General features: G+C 54.2%; 17 protein-coding genes. 1 reads left to right on the forward strand and 16 read right to left on the reverse strand.

Translation table 11 applies throughout. From position 1 onward, the window contains the following. Positions 1-95: 95 nt before the first annotated feature. From dacA to leuS, 11 genes are all read right to left on the reverse strand, one after another. Complete coding sequence (dacA, locus tag ABLV17_RS18730; RefSeq protein ID WP_015367735.1) at positions 96-1295, reverse strand: D-alanyl-D-alanine carboxypeptidase DacA; 1200 nt, start codon at positions 1293-1295, stop codon at positions 96-98. A gap of 142 nt (positions 1296-1437) precedes the next feature. Continuing rightward, entirely contained in the window at positions 1438-2574 is a 1137-nt protein-coding gene (gene rlpA, locus ABLV17_RS18735; RefSeq protein WP_308957906.1) for an endolytic peptidoglycan transglycosylase RlpA, read from the reverse strand. A gap of 10 nt (positions 2575-2584) precedes the next feature. Next, on the reverse strand, positions 2585-3697 hold the full coding sequence (gene mrdB / locus ABLV17_RS18740; protein ID WP_008805635.1) for a peptidoglycan glycosyltransferase MrdB: 1113 nt from the start codon (positions 3695-3697) through the stop codon (positions 2585-2587). Continuing rightward, the gene (gene mrdA, locus ABLV17_RS18745) at positions 3697-5598 is read right to left on the reverse strand and encodes a peptidoglycan DD-transpeptidase MrdA (protein ID WP_015367733.1); all 1902 of its coding nucleotides are present in this window, start codon (positions 5596-5598) and stop codon (positions 3697-3699) included. Before mrdA ends, mrdB begins: the two co-directional genes overlap by 1 nt. Before the next feature lie 27 nt (positions 5599-5625). Beyond that, complete coding sequence (gene rlmH / locus ABLV17_RS18750) at positions 5626-6093, reverse strand: 23S rRNA (pseudouridine(1915)-N(3))-methyltransferase RlmH (RefSeq protein ID WP_015367732.1); 468 nt, start codon at positions 6091-6093, stop codon at positions 5626-5628. Between the two features lie 3 nt (positions 6094-6096). Further along, positions 6097-6414, reverse strand: a complete 318-nt coding sequence (gene rsfS / locus ABLV17_RS18755; RefSeq protein ID WP_002894623.1) for a ribosome silencing factor — start codon at positions 6412-6414, stop codon at positions 6097-6099. 243 nt (positions 6415-6657) lie between these two features. Then, positions 6658-7266: an adenosylcobalamin/alpha-ribazole phosphatase gene (locus tag ABLV17_RS18760; protein ID WP_213317388.1), complete on the reverse strand. Its 609-nt coding sequence runs from the start codon at positions 7264-7266 to the stop codon at positions 6658-6660. Positions 7267-7317: 51 nt separating this feature from the next. Beyond that, positions 7318-7968, reverse strand: a complete 651-nt coding sequence (gene nadD / locus ABLV17_RS18765; protein WP_162750181.1) for a nicotinate-nucleotide adenylyltransferase — start codon at positions 7966-7968, stop codon at positions 7318-7320. Then, positions 7961-8992 (reverse strand): DNA polymerase III subunit delta, encoded by a 1032-nt coding sequence (gene holA, locus ABLV17_RS18770; RefSeq protein ID WP_113373848.1) that lies wholly within the window; start codon positions 8990-8992, stop codon positions 7961-7963. Before holA ends, nadD begins: the two co-directional genes overlap by 8 nt. Next, positions 8992-9582, reverse strand: coding sequence for an LPS assembly lipoprotein LptE (gene lptE, locus ABLV17_RS18775; RefSeq protein WP_087860239.1), 591 nt, complete (start codon positions 9580-9582; stop codon positions 8992-8994). The genes holA and lptE overlap by 1 nt, the downstream gene beginning before the upstream one ends. A gap of 14 nt (positions 9583-9596) precedes the next feature. Next, the gene (leuS, locus tag ABLV17_RS18780) at positions 9597-12179 is read right to left on the reverse strand and encodes a leucine--tRNA ligase (RefSeq protein ID WP_015704739.1); all 2583 of its coding nucleotides are present in this window, start codon (positions 12177-12179) and stop codon (positions 9597-9599) included. 226 nt (positions 12180-12405) lie between these two features. On the opposite strand from leuS, the gene ABLV17_RS18785 reads away from it, so the two are divergent. Next, positions 12406-12888, forward strand: a complete 483-nt coding sequence (locus tag ABLV17_RS18785; RefSeq protein WP_087860422.1) for a zinc ribbon-containing protein — start codon at positions 12406-12408, stop codon at positions 12886-12888. A gap of 44 nt (positions 12889-12932) precedes the next feature. Here ABLV17_RS18785 and ABLV17_RS18790 read toward each other — a convergent pair whose 3' ends face one another. The 5 genes from ABLV17_RS18790 to ABLV17_RS18810 all read right to left on the reverse strand — a co-directional run bounded on the left by ABLV17_RS18790 (position 12933) and on the right by ABLV17_RS18810 (position 18942). Then, on the reverse strand, positions 12933-14726 hold the full coding sequence (locus ABLV17_RS18790; protein WP_213317391.1) for a filamentous hemagglutinin N-terminal domain-containing protein: 1794 nt from the start codon (positions 14724-14726) through the stop codon (positions 12933-12935). A gap of 39 nt (positions 14727-14765) precedes the next feature. Beyond that, the gene (locus ABLV17_RS18795; RefSeq protein WP_213317392.1) at positions 14766-16439 is read right to left on the reverse strand and encodes a ShlB/FhaC/HecB family hemolysin secretion/activation protein; all 1674 of its coding nucleotides are present in this window, start codon (positions 16437-16439) and stop codon (positions 14766-14768) included. A 363-nt stretch (positions 16440-16802) separates the two neighbouring features. After that, on the reverse strand, positions 16803-17528 hold the full coding sequence (locus ABLV17_RS18800) for an amino acid ABC transporter ATP-binding protein (RefSeq protein ID WP_015367722.1): 726 nt from the start codon (positions 17526-17528) through the stop codon (positions 16803-16805). Next, complete coding sequence (gene gltK / locus ABLV17_RS18805; RefSeq protein ID WP_045381494.1) at positions 17528-18202, reverse strand: glutamate/aspartate ABC transporter permease GltK; 675 nt, start codon at positions 18200-18202, stop codon at positions 17528-17530. The genes ABLV17_RS18800 and gltK overlap by 1 nt, the downstream gene beginning before the upstream one ends. Then, positions 18202-18942, reverse strand: coding sequence for an amino acid ABC transporter permease (locus ABLV17_RS18810; RefSeq protein WP_087860236.1), 741 nt, complete (start codon positions 18940-18942; stop codon positions 18202-18204). Before ABLV17_RS18810 ends, gltK begins: the two co-directional genes overlap by 1 nt. Positions 18943-18971: the final 29 nt, after the last annotated feature.

Here is an 18971-nt window from a genome sequence, read left to right on the forward strand (position 1 = left end):
ACTAAAATAATAACTCCCACGTAATGTGGGAGTTATCAGGTTTCTTTGATGAATAGTATATGGGGATAGAAATCACACTTTCAAGTGTTCAATTTTTAACCAAACCAGTGATGGAACATTAACTTAATGTAATCAATGATTTTGCCGAAGAAATTACCTTCCGGAATTTCCTGCAGCACCACTAACGGACGCTGATCGATAGTTTTGCCATCTAACTGGAAGTTGATGGTACCGACCACCTGGTTTTTCTGCAGCGGCGCGTGTAGCTCGGTGTTATTCAACACATAGCTGGCTTTCAGATCTTTCATACGGCCGCGTGGGATAGTCAGATAGACGTCTTTATCTACGCCCAGAGAGGCGCGATCGCTATCGCCGAACCAGGCCGGTTCAGAGGCGAACTCTTTACCTGCTTTAATAGGGTTGACGGTTTCAAAGAAGCGGAAGCCCCAGGTCAGCAGTTTCTTGCTCTCAGACTCACGCCCTTTGTAGGTACGCCCGCCCATGACCGCGGAGATCAGGCGCATCTGGCCTTCGGTAGCAGAGGCAACCAGGTTGTAGCCTGCTTTATCGGTATGGCCGGTTTTAATGCCATCGACGTTGAGGCTGTTATCCCACAGCAGGCCGTTACGGTTCAGCTGGCGAATCCCGTTAAAGGTGAACTCTTTCTCACGGTAGATGGAATACTCATTCGGTACATCGCGGATCAGCGCCTGGCCGATCAGCGCCATGTCACGCGCGGAGCTGTACTGACCGTCGGCATCCAGGCCGTGAACGGTCTGGAAGTGGGTGTTTTTCAGGCCCAACGCGTTAACGTAATTGTTCATCAGGCTGACAAACGCGTCCTGGCTACCGGCAACGTAGTCGGCCATCGCCACGCAGGCATCGTTACCGGATTGCAGGTTGATGCCGCGGATCAGCTGAGAAACCGGCACCTGCATGCCCGGTTTCAGGAACATCAGGGAAGAACCTTTAAACACCGGGTTACCGGTTGCCCACGCGTCGTTACCTACGGTGACCAGATCGGATTCTTTGAATTTGCCCGCCTTCATGGCCTGGCCAATGACATAGCTGGTCATCATTTTGGTCAGGCTCGCCGGATCGCGACGGGCGTCGGCGTTGTTTTCCGCCAGCACTTTACCTGAGTTGTAATCGATAAGAACCCAGGATTCAGCATCGATCTGCGGAGCGCCTGGGATCATGGTTTTCATATTCAGGTCATCGGCGCGGGCAGCGGTAGACAGTGCCGCAACGGAGAGGGCCGTAACGAGTAAACGAGCGGTGAAAGAGGTCTTCATGGTTAGAACAACGGCATCCGTGATGAAATTAAAAAAAGTGCCTTACTATAACAAATGCGTTTCGCAGCGGCATCCGACATTGCATATGACTTTGTTAACGACTTTTACATATGCGGTGGCGGGAGATACCGCGGCGTTACGTTTAGTTGGCGCGAGTAATAAATGATTGCAGCTGCGCTTCGTTTTGCAGGCGCTGCTGTACCGTCGACGCTTGCGACTTACTGGTAAATGGACCCAATTGGATTCGCCACACGGCGCCATTTTGCATCACTCGGCCCGGAACGGCGAACTGCTGGCTCAAGCGCTGCTGATATTGCTGGGCGCGAGCCTGGTCGCTAACGGCGCCGACCTGCACGACGAACTCGCCGCTGGTGCTGGCGCTTGGCGCGGCAACAGTCGCGGTTGCTGCTGCGGCCGCGGCAGGCGCAACGCTCCCCTGAATCGATCCCGGCGCGGTGACTGGAGCGCTGGGTGTTGTCGGCGTCGTGGCAACGGCGGCAGGCGCAGCAGCAGGTTCGCTGCTTTCCAGCACGCCATTATTCAGCGGCGTCGGCGCGCCAAGGAATCCACTATTGCTGACCGGCGCGCCCACGTTATCCTCAGGCTTAAGCGTTGAGTTGCTAATGGCGTGAATGTTTGATTGGTCGGCCGGGGCGATGGCCGCGGAACCATCGCCATCAAGGTTTGGCCGTGAAGGCAGGGCATAGGTTTGTTTGGCGACGGTGGTACATGCCATACCCGGGCCCGACAAAGCGCCGTCCTGAGAGACGATAATAGGATCGATACGAACTTTAGTATTGTTCGAGGTATTCAGGCGGTCGGCGGACGCGCGGGACAGGGAAATGACCCGATCATTGCCGTACGGGCCGCGATCGTTAATGCGCACCACGATCATCCGGCCGTTGGCCAGGTTCGTGATACGCGCGTAGCTCGGGATGGGCAAGGTTGGATGCGCGGCGGTGAGCTGAGTTGGATCGAACGCTTCGCCAGAGGCGGTCAGATTGCTGTTCGGTTCGGCATCATAAATTGCCGCCAGACCGGTCTGGGTGAAGTTAGCCGGATCCTGAACGATTTTATAGCTTTTGCCGTCGCGCTCATAATCCTGATTGGCCGTGGCGTTCAGCGTTTCGAAACGCGGATCGGCGCCGCTAATTTCTACCGTCGGACCATTACAGACGGCCGGCTGCGGGACGCTAACCGTCTTCTGCTGAACGTCTTCACCCGAACATGCCGCCAGCAGCCCTGCTGCTATGCAGATCCCCAGCCATTGCTTACGCATTGCGAACCCCTTAAACGCTTTTCGACAACATTTTTCTGTGGGTATGGATCGACATCACGATACCAAACCCGGCCATCAATACGATCAGGGCTGAGCCCCCGTAGCTGACCAGCGGCAAAGGTACCCCCACCACCGGCAAAATACCACTTACCATACCAATATTTACGAAGACATAAACGAATAAAATCAACATTAAACCGCCCGCCATGACGCGGCCAAAGGTGGTTTGCGCCTGGGCGGCGATCCACAGTCCGCGCATGATAAGCAAAATGTACAATGCCAGCAGGATCAACACCCCGATAAGACCCAGCTCTTCCGCCAACACGGCGAAGATAAAGTCAGTATGGCGCTCCGGCAGGAATTCGAGCTGCGACTGAGTACCATGCAACCATCCTTTACCGCGTAATCCGCCGGAACCAATAGCGATTTTCGACTGAATAATATGATAGCCCGCGCCCAGCGGATCGGTCTCCGGGTCGAGCAGCATCATCACGCGCTGACGCTGGTAGTCGTGCATCAGGAAGAACCATAAAATCGGAATAAAGGCGGCGACCAGCACGACCGCGATACCGATCAAGCGCCAGCTGAGGCCGGAGAGGAACAGAACAAACAGGCCGGAGAGGGCGATCAGAATCGAGGTGCCGAGGTCTGGCTGCGCTGCAACCAGCAGGGTCGGCAGGAAGATCAGGACCAGTGCGATGGCGGTATTCTTCAATGACGGCGGACAGACATCGCGGTTAATAAACCGCGCCACCATCAGCGGCACCGCTATTTTGGCAATCTCCGAGGGCTGAAAGCGTACAATACCGAGATCCAACCAGCGCTGTGCGCCTTTGGATATTGCGCCGAAGGCGTCTACGGCAACCAGCAAAATAATACAGAAAATATAGAGGTAGGGCGCCCAGCCCTCATATACCCGCGGCGGGATCTGCGCCATCACGATCATAATCACCACGCCCATGGCGATTTGGCCGATTTTGCGCTCCATCATTCCCACATCCTGGCCGCTGGCGCTCCAGATAACCAGCGCGCTGTAGGTGAGCAGCGCCAGCAGGATGAGCAGCATCGTGGGGTCCAGATGGATTTTATCCCATAGTGATTTTTTGTTCGGATTATCGGTCATTATTGATCCTCCCCCGCCGTCACCGCCGGGCTTTCACTCGGCAGATTGGTGTTGTTATCACCCAGCATGATGTGATCGAGGATCTGGCGCATAATGGTACCGACCGCCGGGCCGGCGCCGCCATTCTCCAGGATCATCGCCACCGCGACCTGGGGGTTGTTGTAAGGCGCAAACGCCGTCATGAGTTTGTGGTCACGCAGACGTTCGGAAATTCGGTGCGCGTTATAGGTTTCGTTGGCTTTCAGGCCGAATACCTGCGCGGTACCGGACTTCGCCGCAATCTTATACGGCGCGCTGGCAAAGTATTTGTGCGCGGTACCGTTGCCGCGGTTAGCAACGCCGTACATCCCGTCTTTGGCGATTTCCCAATAGCCGGAATGAATATCGCCGACCGGCGGTTCATGCGGCTGTACCCACGGTACCTGTTTACCGTCTTCGAGAGTGCTTTGCAGAAGATGGGGCACTTTGACCACGCCGTCGTTTATCAGGATCATCAGCGCTTTGTTCATCTGAATCGGCGTAGCGGTCCAGTAGCCCTGGCCGATACCGACCGGGATGGTATCACCCTGATACCAGGGTTTCTTAAAGCGCTTGAGCTTCCATTCGCGAGTGGGCATGTTGCCGGAGCGTTCTTCCGCCAGGTCAACGCCAGTGTAGTCGCCGTAGCCAAACTTACTCATCCATTCGGAAAGACGATCGATGCCCATATCATAGGCGACTTGATAGAAATAGGTATCCGCGGACTCTTCCAGCGCTTTGGTGACGTTCAGGTGTCCGTGGCCCCATTTTTTCCAGTCGCGATAGCGTTTTTCCGAACCAGGCAACTGCCACCAGCCGGGGTCGAACAGACTGGTGTTGCGCGTAATCACACCGGCGCTCAAGGCTGAGACGGCGACGTAGGGTTTCACCGTCGATGCAGGTGGATAAACCCCCTGCGTCGCGCGGTTAACCAGCGGGGTATTCGGATCGTTGAGTAGTCCGGAATAATCTTTGCTGGAGATACCATCAACAAACAGGTTGGGATCGTAGCTCGGGGTTGAAACCAGCGCCAGAATCGCGCCGCTGCGCGGGTCGGTGACCACTACCGCCGCGCGGCTGCCCGCCAGCAGCGTTTCGATATACTGCTGCAGCTTCAAATCAAGGGTTAGGTAGATATCGCGTCCGGCCTGCGGCGGCACTTCTTTAAGCTGGCGAATAACGCGGCCGCGGTTGTTGACTTCAACCTCTTCATAACCGGTTTGCCCGTGCAGCACGTCTTCATAATAGCGCTCGATTCCAAGCTTACCGATGTCATGGGTCGATGCGTAGTTGGCCAGCTTGCCCTCTTTATCCAGGCGATCGACGTCTTTATCGTTGATTTTAGAAACGTAGCCGATAACGTGGGTCAGGGCGGAGTTATAGGGATAGTAGCGGCGCTTGTAGCCTTTGACTTCGACGCCGGGAAAGCGGTACTGGTTTACGGCGAAGCGCGCCACCTGGACTTCATTAAGATTGACCTTCACCGGAATCGAGGTGAAGCGGTGAGAGCGCGCGCGCTCTTTTTTAAAGCCGGCGATATCGTCGTCGGTCAGGTCGACGACGTCGCGCAGCGCATCCAGCGTCTGCTGCACGTTATCGACTTTTTCCGGCATCATCTCTAGCTGATAGATGGTGCGGTTCAGCGCCAGCGGCGTGCCGTTGCGATCGTAGATAATGCCGCGGCTGGGCGGAATAGGGACCAGCTTAATGCGGTTTTCATTGGAACGCGTTTGATAGTCGTTGAAGCGGACAATCTGTACGTTGTAGAGGTTGGCAATCAGCACGCCGGTAAGCAACAAAATGCCCGTAAAAGCGACCAGCGCCCGGCGTACAAACAGCGAGGATTCAGCCGTATAGTCGCGGAAAGAATTCTGTAATTTCATTCGCTGCTTAGTCTACCCAGGTCATCATTACTCACGGTGGTAAGGGTGGTTAGTCGTAATGCTCCACGCACGATACAGGCTCTCAGCGACCAGCACGCGAACTAACGGGTGAGGCAACGTGAGCGTGGAAAGCGACCAACTCTGTTCCGCTGCCGCTTTGCAGGCCGGAGAGAGACCTTCCGGGCCGCCAATGAGTAAACTGACGTCCCGGCCATCCTGCTTCCAGCGTTCCAGTTCTCGCGCCAGCTGCGGCGTATCCCACGGCTTACCGGGAATATCCAGGGTCACGATACGGTTCTTGCCTGCGGCCGCCAGCATCATTTCGCCCTCTTTTTCGAGGATGCGTTTGATATCGGCATTTTTTCCGCGCTTACCGGCAGGGATCTCTACCAGTTCGAACGGCATATCTTTTGGAAAACGGCGCAGATATTCGCTAAAGCCGGTCTGAACCCAGTCCGGCATTTTGGTGCCAACGGCCACCAATTGTAGCTTCACGCATTAACTCCAGAGTTTTTCCAGCTCGTACAGACGACGGCTCTCTTCCTGCATGACGTGAACCATCACGTCGCCCAGATCGACCACGATCCAGTCGGCGGCGGCTTCACCTTCAACGCCCAGCGGCAGCATCCCGGCGGCGCGGGATTCCTGCACCACATGGTCGGCGATGGACATCACGTGGCGCGTAGACGTGCCGGTGCAAATAATCATGCAATCGGTGATGCTGGATTTGCCATGTACATCAATGGCGACGATGTCCTGACCTTTCAGGTCATCAATTTTGTCGATAACAAAATCCTGGAGTGCTTTACCCTGCAAGTGTTCCCCCTGGGTGCGTGAAGAGTGATAACAATAACGAGCCTGACAGTATACCCGAAGTCATGGCAATGTCGGGAGAAAAGTCAGCTTTCAGCCCTTGAAAGCGGGCTATCATCCCATCCCTTGCCGACGAATGCATCGCCATTTTTGTAAAACAATTTCTGCAAGATGCGTATAGCGGGTGTAGCCTGGCTGCGGAGAATAACAGCCTGCATTTGGCTGTCAATGGGCGACGATTAATTCTTATTCCGCGCGCCACCGCGCCTGGCTATTTAATACCCGCAGGGTAGTAAAATCGTGGCGCCGTTCGATAAGGCTCCAGCTACCGTGGGCGAGGGGAAAATGCCACATTGCTGCCGCAGGCATCTGCAATAAAAGTGCGATTAACAGGCTTAAAGCGCCCTGGTGGCCGACGATCAATAGATTATCCCGCTGCTGATATTGCCCGAGGGTGGCGGCAAAAGCCGCGATACGCTGCGCGAAGGCCTGGAAACTTTCGCCGTTGGTCGGCGCAGCATGTTGCCAGTCTTTGCACCAGGCGGCGTAGTTCTGCGGGTCATCTTGTTGCAGATCGCGATGGTGGCGCATTTCCCAATCACCAAAAAACATCTCATTCAACGAAGGAATCACTTGCCGTGGGATTGGCCGTCCAGCGAGCAATAATTCGGCGGTATGCTGGGTTCTCTCCAGCTCGCTGCACAATACCAGCTCGAAAGGCACCGCCCGCAGATAGTCACCCAGCGAGCGGGCCTGCTGGATCCCGCGTTCGGTAAGGGGGGTTGGGGCATGACCGCTATACAGTCCGTCGACATTAGCCTGCGTTTCGCCGTGGCGAACCAGCCATAATTTCATGATGCACTCCGTGGAACTCGCGTAGCGTAACGATATCCCCGTAGCGGGTTCTCAGCAATAGAGCTTCTGCTGGTGAATGTAGTCCAGCACGGCTGCAGGCAGCATATCGGCGCAGGAGACGCCCTGCTGCAGACGCTGGCGAATCAGCGTAGCGGAAATATCGAACCACGGGGTTTCCGCCAGATAGATAGCTCCGGCGGGGCGGTTATGTAACTGCTCGACGTCGTGGGTGAGATGTTTATCGAGCCATTGCTGATCTTCTTCACGCTTCATCGCCAGTGGATATCCCGGGCGGCGGCAGACGATCAGATGGGCGTTATCGAGGATCGTGGCGTAGTTATGCCAGGTGGGGAAGGTCAGCAGCGAATCCTGGCCGATGATAAACGCCAGCGGCCGCTCGGGACCCTGTTCCTGCCGCCACTCCTGCAACGTTTGCGCCGTCCATGAGAGGGTATCGCGTCGCAGCTCGCGCTCGTCGAGGACAAACAGCGGTTTATCCGCAATCGCCAGCTCGAGCATATGTACGCGCTGGGCGCTGGTGGCCTCCGGCTGCGGACGATGCGGCGGGACATTATTGGGGACGATAATCACCCGGTTAAGACCGATCTGGTTAGCCAGAATTTCTACCGGCTTCAGGTGGCCATAATGCACCGGATCGAAGGTGCCGCCGTACATCGCCTGCAACTGAGTCATATCAACCATCAATGAAAACGTCTGCCAGCGCTTTATGGCAGAGCAGTAACGAAAGACTTTCCAGCTCGGGCCATATTGACTGGCCATAATCTTGTTTGAAGGTGAGCTCGGCGCGGGTTAATAACGTGACGGCCTGGCGCAGTTGCTCGGCGCTGAGGCGCGTGAGCGCGTCGCCAACCAGTTGACGGCGGTTCTGCCAGACCCGGTGTTTATCAAACAACGTGCGTAGCGGCGTATGTGCCGACTGGCGCTTCAGGTTCACCAGCAGCAGCAGTTCGCGCTGCAATGTACGCAACAAAATGGCGGGTTCGCAGCCCTCAAGCCTCAACTGCTGCAGGACGTGAAGTACGCGCTTGCTTTTGCCGGCCAGCAGGGCATCGACCCAGTGATACGGCGTGAAGTGGGCGGCATCATTCACCGCCTGCTCAACGCGAGGCAACGTCAGCTTGCCGTCAGGCCACAGCAGCGAGAGCCGCTCCAGCGCCTGCGCTAACGCCAGCAGGTTACCTTCATAGCAGTAGCACAGCAGCTGGCTGGCGGCGTCATCTAATTGCAGCTTGTTCTGTTTAGCGCGGGCGGCCAGCCAGCGCGGTAGCTGCGCATATTCCGGCGTCTGGCAGCTGACCTGTACGGCGCGACTGGCAAGCGCGGTCACCCATGCTGCATTTTCCTGGGCTTTGGTAAGCTTGTTGCCGCGGACAATCAGCAGCAAATCTTCATGCAGCATACCGACCAGCGTGGCAAGCTGTTCGTTAATCGCCGCATTCGGGCCGTTTTCCGGCAGAATAAGCAGAAGCGTCTGGCGACTGGAAAAGAGGCTCAGCGCCTGACTTAAAGAGAAAAGGGCGGGCCAGTCGGTGCTGGCATCGATGGTCGCGGTGTGATGTTCGGTAAAGCCCTGAGCGGCCGCGGCTTCGCGGATCGCATCCTGGCTTTCCTGTAACAGCAATGGATCGCTACCAAGCAATAAATACGCCGCGCGCAGCCCTTCAGTGAGCTGCGCGCGGAGTTGTTCCGGGTACAACCGAATCATCAGTTACCCAGCGTAGTGGAGACGCGGTTGCCAGAGGTCGAGGTGGCCGGGGTTCCAGACACCGGCTGCTCAGCCTCTTTGGTGGCTTCGACATCCGCAACATGCACGCTCGGCAATTTGCGGATCAGTTGTTCCGCGGCCTTGTCGTACATCTCTCGGACAATCATGTCCTGCTCGGCATCTTTCGCCAGCGCCGCCTGCGGGTTATCGAAGAACGAACGATAAACCTTGGTATTGATTGGGTAAATGTCATGACCCGGTATCAATACGGTGGCGTTAACGGTCAGCACCATCTGGTATTCAGCAGTACGACCATCCTGGAAAATGGATGCCGTATCTTTCTGAATGGATGAGTTACCCAGACGCAGGGACGGAACGTCCTTACGCAGCGTATCGGCATCGATCAGCTCGACGCCATTCAGACGCAGCTGATTGCGTACCGCACGGCTTAACGGACCATTCGGATCGCTTGACTGGAAAATCATAGTTTTCATTGTGGTTGGAACCTGCGTATTGCTACGCAGATGCCAGCCGCAACCGGCGGTGATTAACACCGCCAGAGATAACAGCATTGTTGCCAGATATCGCACGCTTCCTCCCGCGCTTAGCCAACGACCAGATTGAGCAGTTTGCCCGGAACGTAAATCACTTTACGTACGGTCACGCCTTCAAGGTATTTTGCGACCAGATGTTCCTGGCCTGCACGTTCACGAACCTGCTCTTCGGTTGCATCTACCGCAACGGTAATTTTACCACGAACTTTACCGTTTACCTGGACGACGACCAGAGTCGTGTTTTCAACCATTGCACTTTCGTCCGCTACCGGCCACGGCGCATTATCGATATCGCCTTCGCCGCCCAGTTCTTGCCACAAGGTGAAGCAGGCATGCGGGGTGAACGGGTTGAGCATACGTACCACGGCCAGCAGAGCCTCACGCATCAGCGCGCGATCCTGTTCGCCTTCCTGCGGCGCTTTCGCCAGTTTGTTCATCAACTCCATCACCGCGGCAATGGCGGTATTGAAGGTCTGACGACGGCCGATGTCATCGGTCACTTTGGCAATCGTTTTGTGCACGTCGCGACGCAGCGCTTGCTGATCTTCGCTGAGGCTTGCCACGTCCAGGGCGACAGCCGGACCCTGAGAGGTATGCTCGTAAACCAGTTTCCAGACGCGTTTCAGGAAGCGGTTTGCACCCTCTACGCCGGATTCCTGCCACTCCAGGGTCATTTCAGCCGGAGACGCGAACATCATGAACAGACGTACGGTATCCGCGCCATAACGTTCAACCATAACCTGCGGGTCGATACCGTTGTTCTTCGACTTGGACATTTTGCTCATGCCGGTGTAAACCAGCTCACGACCCTGCGGATCGAAGGCTTTGACGATGCGGCCTTTTTCATCACGCTCAACGGTGGCGTCAATCGGTGATACCCAGTTACGCTCGCCGTTTTCGCCGACGTAGTAGAACGCATCGGCCAGTACCATGCCCTGGCACAGCAGCTGTTTGGCTGGCTCATCGGAGTTCACCATACCGGCATCGCGCATCAGCTTGTGGAAGAAGCGGAAATAGAGCAGGTGCATAATGGCGTGTTCGATACCGCCGATATAGATATCCACCGGCAGCCAGTAGTTCGCGGCATTCGGATCCAGCATGCCTTTATCGTACTGCGGGCAGGTATAGCGAGCGTAGTACCAGGAAGACTCCATAAAGGTGTCAAAGGTGTCGGTTTCACGCAGCGCCGGCATGCCGTTAACGGTGGTTTTCGCCCACTCAGGATCGGCTTTGATCGGGCTGGTGATGCCGTCCATAACCACGTCTTCCGGCAGGATAACCGGCAGCTGATCTTCCGGCGTCGGCATCACGGTACCGTCTTCCAGGGTCACCATCGGAATTGGCGCGCCCCAGTAACGCTGGCGGGAAACCCCCCAGTCGCGCAGGCGGTAATTCACTTTGCGCTCGCCAACGCCCATCGCGGCCAGTTTGTCGGCGATGGCGTTGAAGCCCGCTTCGTAATCCAGGCCGCTAAATTCGCCGGAGTTGAACAGCACGCCTTTCTCGGTCAGGGCCTGCTCTGAGAGATCCGGTTCAGAACCGTCGGCGGCGAGGATTACCGGCTTGATGTTCAGGCCGTATTTGCTGGCAAACTCGTAGTCACGCTGGTCGTGACCCGGAACGGCCATCACCGCGCCGGTGCCGTACTCCATCAGCACGAAGTTTGCCGCCCATACCGGGATGGCTTCGCCGGTCAGCGGGTGAATAGCTTTAAAGCCGGTGTCGACGCCTTTTTTCTCCATTGTCGCCATGTCAGCTTCGGCAACTTTGGTGTTACGGCATTCGTCGATAAAGGCGGCCAGCGCCGGATTATTAGCCGCAGCCTGCTGCGCCAGCGGGTGACCGGCAGCGACCGCCAGGTAGGTGCAGCCCATGAAGGTATCCGGGCGGGTGGTGTAGACGGTCAGCTTATCGGCGTAGTCGTTGACGTCAAAGGAGATTTCTACCCCTTCAGAGCGGCCGATCCAGTTGCGCTGCATGGTCTTAACGGTGTCAGGCCAGTGATCCAGATTATCCAGATCGTTGAGAAGTTCGTCGGCGTAGGCGGTGATTTTAATAAACCACTGCGGGATCTCTTTGCGCTCAACTTTGGTGTCGCAGCGCCAGCAGCAGCCGTCGATAACCTGTTCGTTAGCCAGCACGGTCTGATCGTTCGGGCACCAGTTGACCGCGGAGGTTTTCTTGTATACCAGGCCTTTTTTATACAGCTCGGTGAAGAATTTTTGCTCCCAGCGGTAGTATTCCGGGGTGCAGGTCGCAATTTCACGGCTCCAGTCATAGCCGAAGCCCAGCTTTTTCAGCTGGTTTTTCATGTAAGCGATGTTGTCGTAAGTCCACGGGGCCGGCGCGGTGTTGTTTTTCACCGCTGCGCCTTCCGCAGGCAGACCAAACGCATCCCATCCGATCGGCTGCAGGACGTTTTTGCCCAGCATGCGCTGATAGCGCGCGATGACGTCGCCGATGGTGTAGTTACGCACGTGACCCATGTGTAGTCGACCAGAAGGATAAGGAAGCATCGACAGGCAGTAATACTTCTCTTTGCTCTCGTCTTCAGTTACTTCAAATGTACGATTTTCGTCCCAGTGAAGCTGGACTTTCGATTCTATCTCTTCCGGGCGGTATTGCTCTTGCATGGCAGCCAGTGGTCCTGTTTTCAATACAGCTACAAAATGTAGCCAATGGATGTGTTGTTTCAGATCGGCATAGCATAGCCCAAACGTCCACGTCAAAACAGCCTTTCGCACATTAACATCGGCAAAAGCGGCGTAGAATTTTTCGCGACTCTGTGGCGCGGCTGGCAATGCAAACCGCTGATAACGTCTATTATTAGAAGCAGTTAATCACACCGGAGGCGAAATGATGAACAAGGTTGCTCAATATTACCGGGAACTGGTCTCCTCGCTCAGTGAACGGCTGCGCAATGGAGAGCGTGACATTGACGCGCTGGTGAAGCAGGCGAGGGAGAAGATAGTCCAGGCCGGCGATCTGACGCAGAGCGAGGTTGAATCACTGATCGCGGCGGTAAAGCGCGATTTAGAAGAGTTCGCCCGCAGCTACGAAGAGAGCCATGAAGATGATAGCGACAGCGTCTTTATGCGGGTGATCAAAGAGAGCCTGTGGCAGGAGCTTGCTGATATTACGGATAAAACGCAGCTTGAATGGCGCGAGGTATTCCAGGATTTGAACCACCATGGCGTCTATCACAGCGGGGAAGTGGTGGGCCTTGGCAACCTGGTGTGCGAAAAGTGCCACTACCATCTGGCGGTATACACCCCGGATGTGCTACCGCGCTGCCCGAAATGCGGGCATGACCAGTTCCAGCGGCGGCCATTTGAACCGTAAACGCTAAAGCAGCGATGCGCATTGCGCTGCGCATCGCTGAGTCATTACAGAACGGTATTGATTTCCGCAATCTTAAAGTATTGATATCCGCCCATCTCGCTGGCGTATTTGTATGAGGAGTTGAGGATCATCTTGTCGGCATAGATAGTGCCGACGTCGCAGGTACTCAATTTTAACCAGCCGCAGCCGCGACCGCCGTTAACTACCTTTTTAGCCGTCATGGTTAAGGTGCCGTTCGCCTGCAGTAAAGAATAGTTGTAAATATTCGCTTTATTCTGCGTATCCAGCAGCAGATCGCCGGTGCTGAAGATGGTGCCTTCATTTACGATATCAAATCTGGATGTGATTGAAATGGAGTCACCTTTTATGGAGCCCGTATTGTTGACCGGACCATGATCGGTAGTGATAGTCGCCGCCTTTATCGCGCCATTATTATTCAACCAATAGCTATGGGCGGTAAAAGCGTCTGTCGCTGTCATTTTGCCGTCAGTGCTCTGCGCCAACGTACCGTCGGTTTGCATATCGATATTTGCGCCGCTAATACTGCCTAAGTTGTAAATCTCACCGGTGTTGAGGGTGCTGTCCTGATTTAACGATTTCACGGCGACATTACTGGTCGCGGCGATGGTTCCGGTATTTTTAAAATTAGTACCAATAAAATTCAGCGCGACGTTGTTACCGTTAATCGTACCGGCATTGGTGAAATTACCTAGCGAGGTAGCGGTAATCTGCGCATCCGAGGTGATTTTCGCGCCGGCATTGTTGGTTATCGCCCCGTTGCTGGCGGCCACCAGACTGGACGTCGCGCTAATCGTTCCGCTGTTCTGGATATTGCCGCTGGCATTGAGCACCAGCTGCTTTGTCGAACTAATCGTGCCCTTGCTGCCGTTGTTGAGAGCGCCATAGGTTGTAATCATGGTCATATTCTTGGTCGCCAGCGTACCGTTATTCGTGAAATTCCCGGAAGCGGCGATGCTGGTAAGGTAACCATTGCTGGCGATGGAGCCATCGTTGGTCAGTAATCCATTGTTGGTGATAGAAAGCGTCGAGTTGGCGGTGATTGACCCTTTGTTACGTACGCCAAAGCCCAAATTGTTGCCGACCATACTGATACTGTTGGCTTTAATGCCGCCCAGGCTACTGATATCAATGCTGTATACCGGACTTATCATTTGCAGGACGGTAGCGCTTTTACCTGCGCTAGTCATGGCGCCCGTGCTGTTGTCGAAGGTGAAGTTACCGCCGCCGACCGTGGCGTTACCTGCGTTGACCATGCCATTGATGGCGACGGCATCAGCCAGCAATGCGGCATAGCTGGTGGTGGCATCCATGCCCTTCTCGCCAATAGTAATTTTGCCATCGGTGATGGTATAGCTGCCGATAGCGCCTTCATCGGTCATATTGACCTGGCCTGTGGTTAATACCGCCTTGTTGGTATTAACGAAACTACAACCAGAGCAGGTAATGCCATTGGGGTTGGCAATCACGACATCGGCTTTTAGTCCGGCGACCTCAATAAAACCATTCAGGGAACTGGCTTTATTTGAGGTGACTTCATTGAGGATCACCGATGCGCCGCCGTTGGTCAGATTATTGTTTTTAGCAATATTGCCAAAAGTCGCGTGATTGATATCGCTGTCGCTGTTGTTGAGTATTAATCCATTGCTACCTACGTTAAATTCGCGATACAGATTGTGCGAGACGCCGGCGGCGTTAGGGGCTTCAATATCTACAACCGTTGCTCCTGACAGATGGGTGTAAGTCGTTGGGTCGGCGTACGCTATCGTAGAACTTAACGCCGCTGCTAACGCAACATAGGTTAATTTAAACTTAAACATGAATTTATTCCTTTAAATATGATTGATAATACGTGGGTTTTAATACTTCCATTTCAATGCGAAGCCCAGATTAAGTGAGTCGCTCTGAAAGTTATCCGGTTTACTTAGCGGCGTGCCGATAAAAAGATCATATTGTGTGAACAATAGCTTGCCACGTAATCCGCTAACCGCACCTGAAATAACTTTTCCTTGCCGATATTGTTCACTGCCAATAATACGACCAATATCTAATCCTAAATAAAATTGCTGTTCCGGGCCGGCGATATCCCAGATGAAATCATTACTCCAGTACCAGCCCTGATTGCCGGAGAGAGTATATTCGCCATCAAATCCACGGACCGTCCAGCGGTTGCCAATATTAAATTGGTTGTCCGAAGAGAGGATGTCCGGGCTATATTGCGCATTAACATGCGGTGCGTAACTAAATTTATCGCCGGTTACATCGAATTTCATCAAAGCCTGTAAATCGGCATGTACGACACGTGAACGCTTACTGAACAGGCCCGCTTTTTCTTCGGGCGTGGCGACGGAGCTTAGCCATGGAAGGCGGCGTTGCAGCCCCAGGCTGGCGGCGACGACTTTTTTATCGAAGTAGCGTTGCTGGCGGAGCGTCAGCTCCCATGTCGGGTTCTGTTTGCGCATCACCCCGAGTTCCTCTCCGCCAAAGTAGTAATGTGATGAGCTTTTGGCGATGCGTAAATCCAGCGACGTTTGCTGTTGACGAGTATGTGACAGGAGCCGCGACAGCGTCGCGCTGTAGTAGCGGTTTTTACTTTTATAGTCCGTTTGCGACCAGGCGCCTTTGAACAATTGCCTATATTGACTCTGCGAACCGTAAAGACTTAATGCCCAGTAACCGAAGGGGATCGAGTAATACAGACTCCCATTCTGGTTGCCGTCATTATGCTGATTAAATTCAATATCGCCGCCGCCGGAGACATAGAATATATCGTTGAGCGTGGTGATATCATAAAGATAGAGCGCGCCGCCGGCCTGATAGCGGCCGCTGGCGCGGCTGCCGGCATCATCCATCCAGGCGCCGACCTGCCACTTTTTATCCAGACGCCGCGTAAGCTGCAGATTGCTTTCCGCCTCTCGCTGTCCCGGCAATATTTGCATATTCGCTGAGCTTCCCGGCAGGCGACGCAGGTTTTCCATCCCCTGTTCGAGATCGGAGAGGCGCAGAATATCTCCCTTGCTGGCGGGGATATTGTTCCAGATGCTGGTGGTTTGCTCACTTGCGGTTGACCAGAGTATTTCACCGATTTTGCCATAAGCCAGCTCGAGCCTTAATGTCCCTTCCGCCAATGATTGTTCCGGGATGGTCACCAATGAAGTGATATAACCCCGGGCGATTAACTCATTTTGTAATGCCATGGCGAGATGCTGAATGCCGTTAATCCCCAGACAACGATGCAGAGCCTGAGCTGTAAGGTTGTCCAGAAGCTGATGAGTAAGCTTCGGCTCGGCAGAATCGATATAAATATTATTGATGAGCCTGCAGTTTTCTTCCTCCGGAAAGGTGAGCGTTTGCCGGTCGGTATTAATTTGTGAAGCCTGGGCGGCCTGATGCTGTGGCGTCAGCGCCGCCTGACGCGCTTTATCCTGCTCGTTTTGATTCGTTGTGGCCGAGGCAATGGTGTTGGCAATAGCCTGATGCTGGCATAATAATAAAATTAGTAGAGCGTGAAGCAGATTGTGTTTATTAAACATGAAGCAAGATCCATTTGTTTCATTGAGTGTGTATGCCGTTGTTTAAGCGCGCTCAAGGCGTGGCGTAATTAAGCCCATAGGGTCATCTATAAAAATATTATTTTTATTGTTGATAATGTTATGTAGAGACGTATTTCCTGAGGTCGTTTTTAAAGGGGGGTATGTTAGCGGTGGCGGTAACGCTTAGCCATGCGAAGGAAACTGAATTTTATATGAATTAAACTAATTTAGAATGTGAATTATTAGGCGAGGAGGTTGAATTATTTATTTGCCTGATAGAAGGAAGCTTAAAATAAACCACTAATATATGTATGCAAATACCGCAGGGGAAGAAAGCGCGCACATGACGTGCGCGCTGGGAAATTAGTGCAGGATTTTGGCAAGGAAATCTTTAGCGCGTTCTGATTGTGGGTTGGCAAAGAAGGCTTCTTTATCGACATCTTCGACAATTTTACCTTCATCCATAAAGATGACCCGGTTGGCTACTTTACGGGCAAAGCCCATTTCGTGCGTCACCACCATCATAGTCATACCTTCGTTAGCCAACTCAACCATGACATCCAGCACTTCGTTGATCATCTCCGGGTCAAGCGCTGAAGTCGGCTCATCGAACAGCATCGCAATCGGATCCATGCACAGCGCGCGGGCGATCGCGACACGCTGCTGCTGGCCGCCGGAGAGCTGCGCCGGATATTTTTCCGCATGCGCCGCCAGACCCACGCGTTCCAGCAGCTTAAGTCCCTTTTTACGCGAAGATTCTTTATCGCGATTGAGAACCTTAATCTGCGCCAGCGTCAGGTTGTCGATGATCGACAGGTGCGGGAACAGTTCAAAGTGCTGGAATACCATACCGACGCGGGAACGAAGTTTAGCAAGATTGGTTTTCTTGTCGTTAACCTGAGTGCCATCAACGATAATTTCGCCTTGCTGCACCGGCTCAAGGCCGTTAACGGTTTTAATCAGCGTCGATTTACCGGAGCCAGACGGCCCGCAAACTACCACCACTTCGCCTTTTTTCACTTCGGTGGAGCAATCGGTCAGCACCTGAAAGTGACCATACCATTTCGAAATATTTTTCAGGGTAATCATTACACAGTCCTTTTCTTCAACCAGCTGACCAACAGCGATGCGCTGAGACTAAATACAAAATAAACGGCGCCTGCGAACAGGATCATTTCCACCTGGGTTCCGTCGCGTTCGCCGATAGTGGAAGCGGTACGGAAGAAATCGGCCAGGCTCAGGACATACACCAGCGAGGTATCCTGAAACAGGACGATACCCTGGGTTAACAGCAGCGGGACCATTGCGCGGAAGGCCTGTGGCAGAATCACCAGCTTCATCGATTGCCAGTGGGTCATCCCCAGCGCCAGCGCGGCGCTCGACTGACCGCGGGAAATACTCTGGATCCCGGCGCGAATAATTTCCGAATAGTAGGCCGCTTCAAACATTGAAAATGCCACCATCGCCGAAATCAGGCGAATATCGGTTTTCGGCGACAGACCCAGCACGTTTTGCAGGAAGCCGGGAACAATCAGATAGAACCACAGCAGCACCATCACCAGCGGAATCGAGCGGAAAACGTTAACGTAGGTCTTGGCGAACCACGCCAGCGGCAGGAAGCTCGACAGGCGCATCACCGCCAGAATCGTACCCCAGACGATACCGAATATAATCGCCGTGACGGTGATTTTCAGCGTAATGACCAATCCTGCCAGCAGGTAGGGCATGGAAGGGACAATTGAACTCCAGTCAAAATCGTACATTATTTGCCTCCCATATTGCCCGGCAGACGAACTTTACGTTCAACCACGTACATCACCAGCATAATGACGGCGTTGATGAAGACATAGGCGAGGGTGATCGCGGTAAAGGATTCCCAGGCGTGGGCAGAGTAATCCAGCAGCTTGCCGGCCTGCGCCGCCATATCCGCCAGGCCGATGGTAGAAGCGATGGCCGAGTTTTTTACCAGGTTCATCATTTCCGAGGTCATCGGCGGCACGATAACGCGATAGGCGTTCGGCAGCAGCACGTAGCGATAGGTTTGCGGCAGGGTCAGCCCCATCGCCAGGCCGGCATTTTTTTGCCCGCGCGGCAGAGACTGTATCGCGGCGCGAACCTGTTCGCAGACGCGGGCAGCGGTAAACAGCCCGAGGCACAGCATTGAGGAGACAAAGAACTGGATATTGGGATCCAGCTCTGACTTAAACCACATGCCGATGTTTTCCGGCAGAAATTCCGGAATAACAAGGTACCAGGTGAAAAACTGTACGATCAGTGGAACGTTGCGAAACAGCTCGACGTAGCAGGTGCCGATCCCAGCTAACCAGCGGTTAGGGACGGTACGCAGAATACCGAACAGCGAGCCGACAAGGAAAGCGATAATCCAGGCGCTAATCGACAGCGCGACGGTAACCTGAAAGCCGCTCCATAACCAGCCTAAGTAAGTCGTGTTGCCGAACGGGGCGGGTTGCAGGAATATTCCCCAGTTCCAGTCTATTGACATAAATAAACTCCAGAAAAAAAAGGGTAGCA

Source organism: Klebsiella sp. CN_Kp091 (assembly GCF_040065095.1).
Taxonomy (GTDB): Bacteria; Pseudomonadota; Gammaproteobacteria; order Enterobacterales; family Enterobacteriaceae; genus Klebsiella; species Klebsiella aerogenes.

What these genes read in the sequence shown, in the direction of transcription:
- dacA (WP_015367735.1), bottom strand. Translation starts at nt 1,295, where the DNA reads ATGAAGACCTCTTTCACCGCTCGTTTACTCGTTACGGCCCTCTCCGTT.
- rlpA (WP_308957906.1), bottom strand. Translation starts at nt 2,574, where the DNA reads ATGCGTAAGCAATGGCTGGGGATCTGCATAGCAGCAGGGCTGCTGGCG.
- mrdB (WP_008805635.1), bottom strand. Translation starts at nt 3,697, where the DNA reads ATGACCGATAATCCGAACAAAAAATCACTATGGGATAAAATCCATCTG.
- mrdA (WP_015367733.1), bottom strand. Translation starts at nt 5,598, where the DNA reads ATGAAATTACAGAATTCTTTCCGCGACTATACGGCTGAATCCTCGCTG.
- ABLV17_RS18760 (WP_213317388.1), bottom strand. Translation starts at nt 7,266, where the DNA reads ATGAAATTATGGCTGGTTCGCCACGGCGAAACGCAGGCTAATGTCGAC.
- nadD (WP_162750181.1), bottom strand. Translation starts at nt 7,968, where the DNA reads ATGGTTGATATGACTCAGTTGCAGGCGATGTACGGCGGCACCTTCGAT.
- holA (WP_113373848.1), bottom strand. Translation starts at nt 8,992, where the DNA reads ATGATTCGGTTGTACCCGGAACAACTCCGCGCGCAGCTCACTGAAGGG.
- leuS (WP_015704739.1), bottom strand. Translation starts at nt 12,179, where the DNA reads ATGCAAGAGCAATACCGCCCGGAAGAGATAGAATCGAAAGTCCAGCTT.
- ABLV17_RS18785 (WP_087860422.1), top strand. Translation starts at nt 12,406, where the DNA reads ATGAACAAGGTTGCTCAATATTACCGGGAACTGGTCTCCTCGCTCAGT.
- ABLV17_RS18790 (WP_213317391.1), bottom strand. Translation starts at nt 14,726, where the DNA reads ATGTTTAAGTTTAAATTAACCTATGTTGCGTTAGCAGCGGCGTTAAGT.
- ABLV17_RS18795 (WP_213317392.1), bottom strand. Translation starts at nt 16,439, where the DNA reads ATGTTTAATAAACACAATCTGCTTCACGCTCTACTAATTTTATTATTA.
- ABLV17_RS18800 (WP_015367722.1), bottom strand. Translation starts at nt 17,528, where the DNA reads ATGATTACCCTGAAAAATATTTCGAAATGGTATGGTCACTTTCAGGTG.
- gltK (WP_045381494.1), bottom strand. Translation starts at nt 18,202, where the DNA reads ATGTACGATTTTGACTGGAGTTCAATTGTCCCTTCCATGCCCTACCTG.
- ABLV17_RS18810 (WP_087860236.1), bottom strand. Translation starts at nt 18,942, where the DNA reads ATGTCAATAGACTGGAACTGGGGAATATTCCTGCAACCCGCCCCGTTC.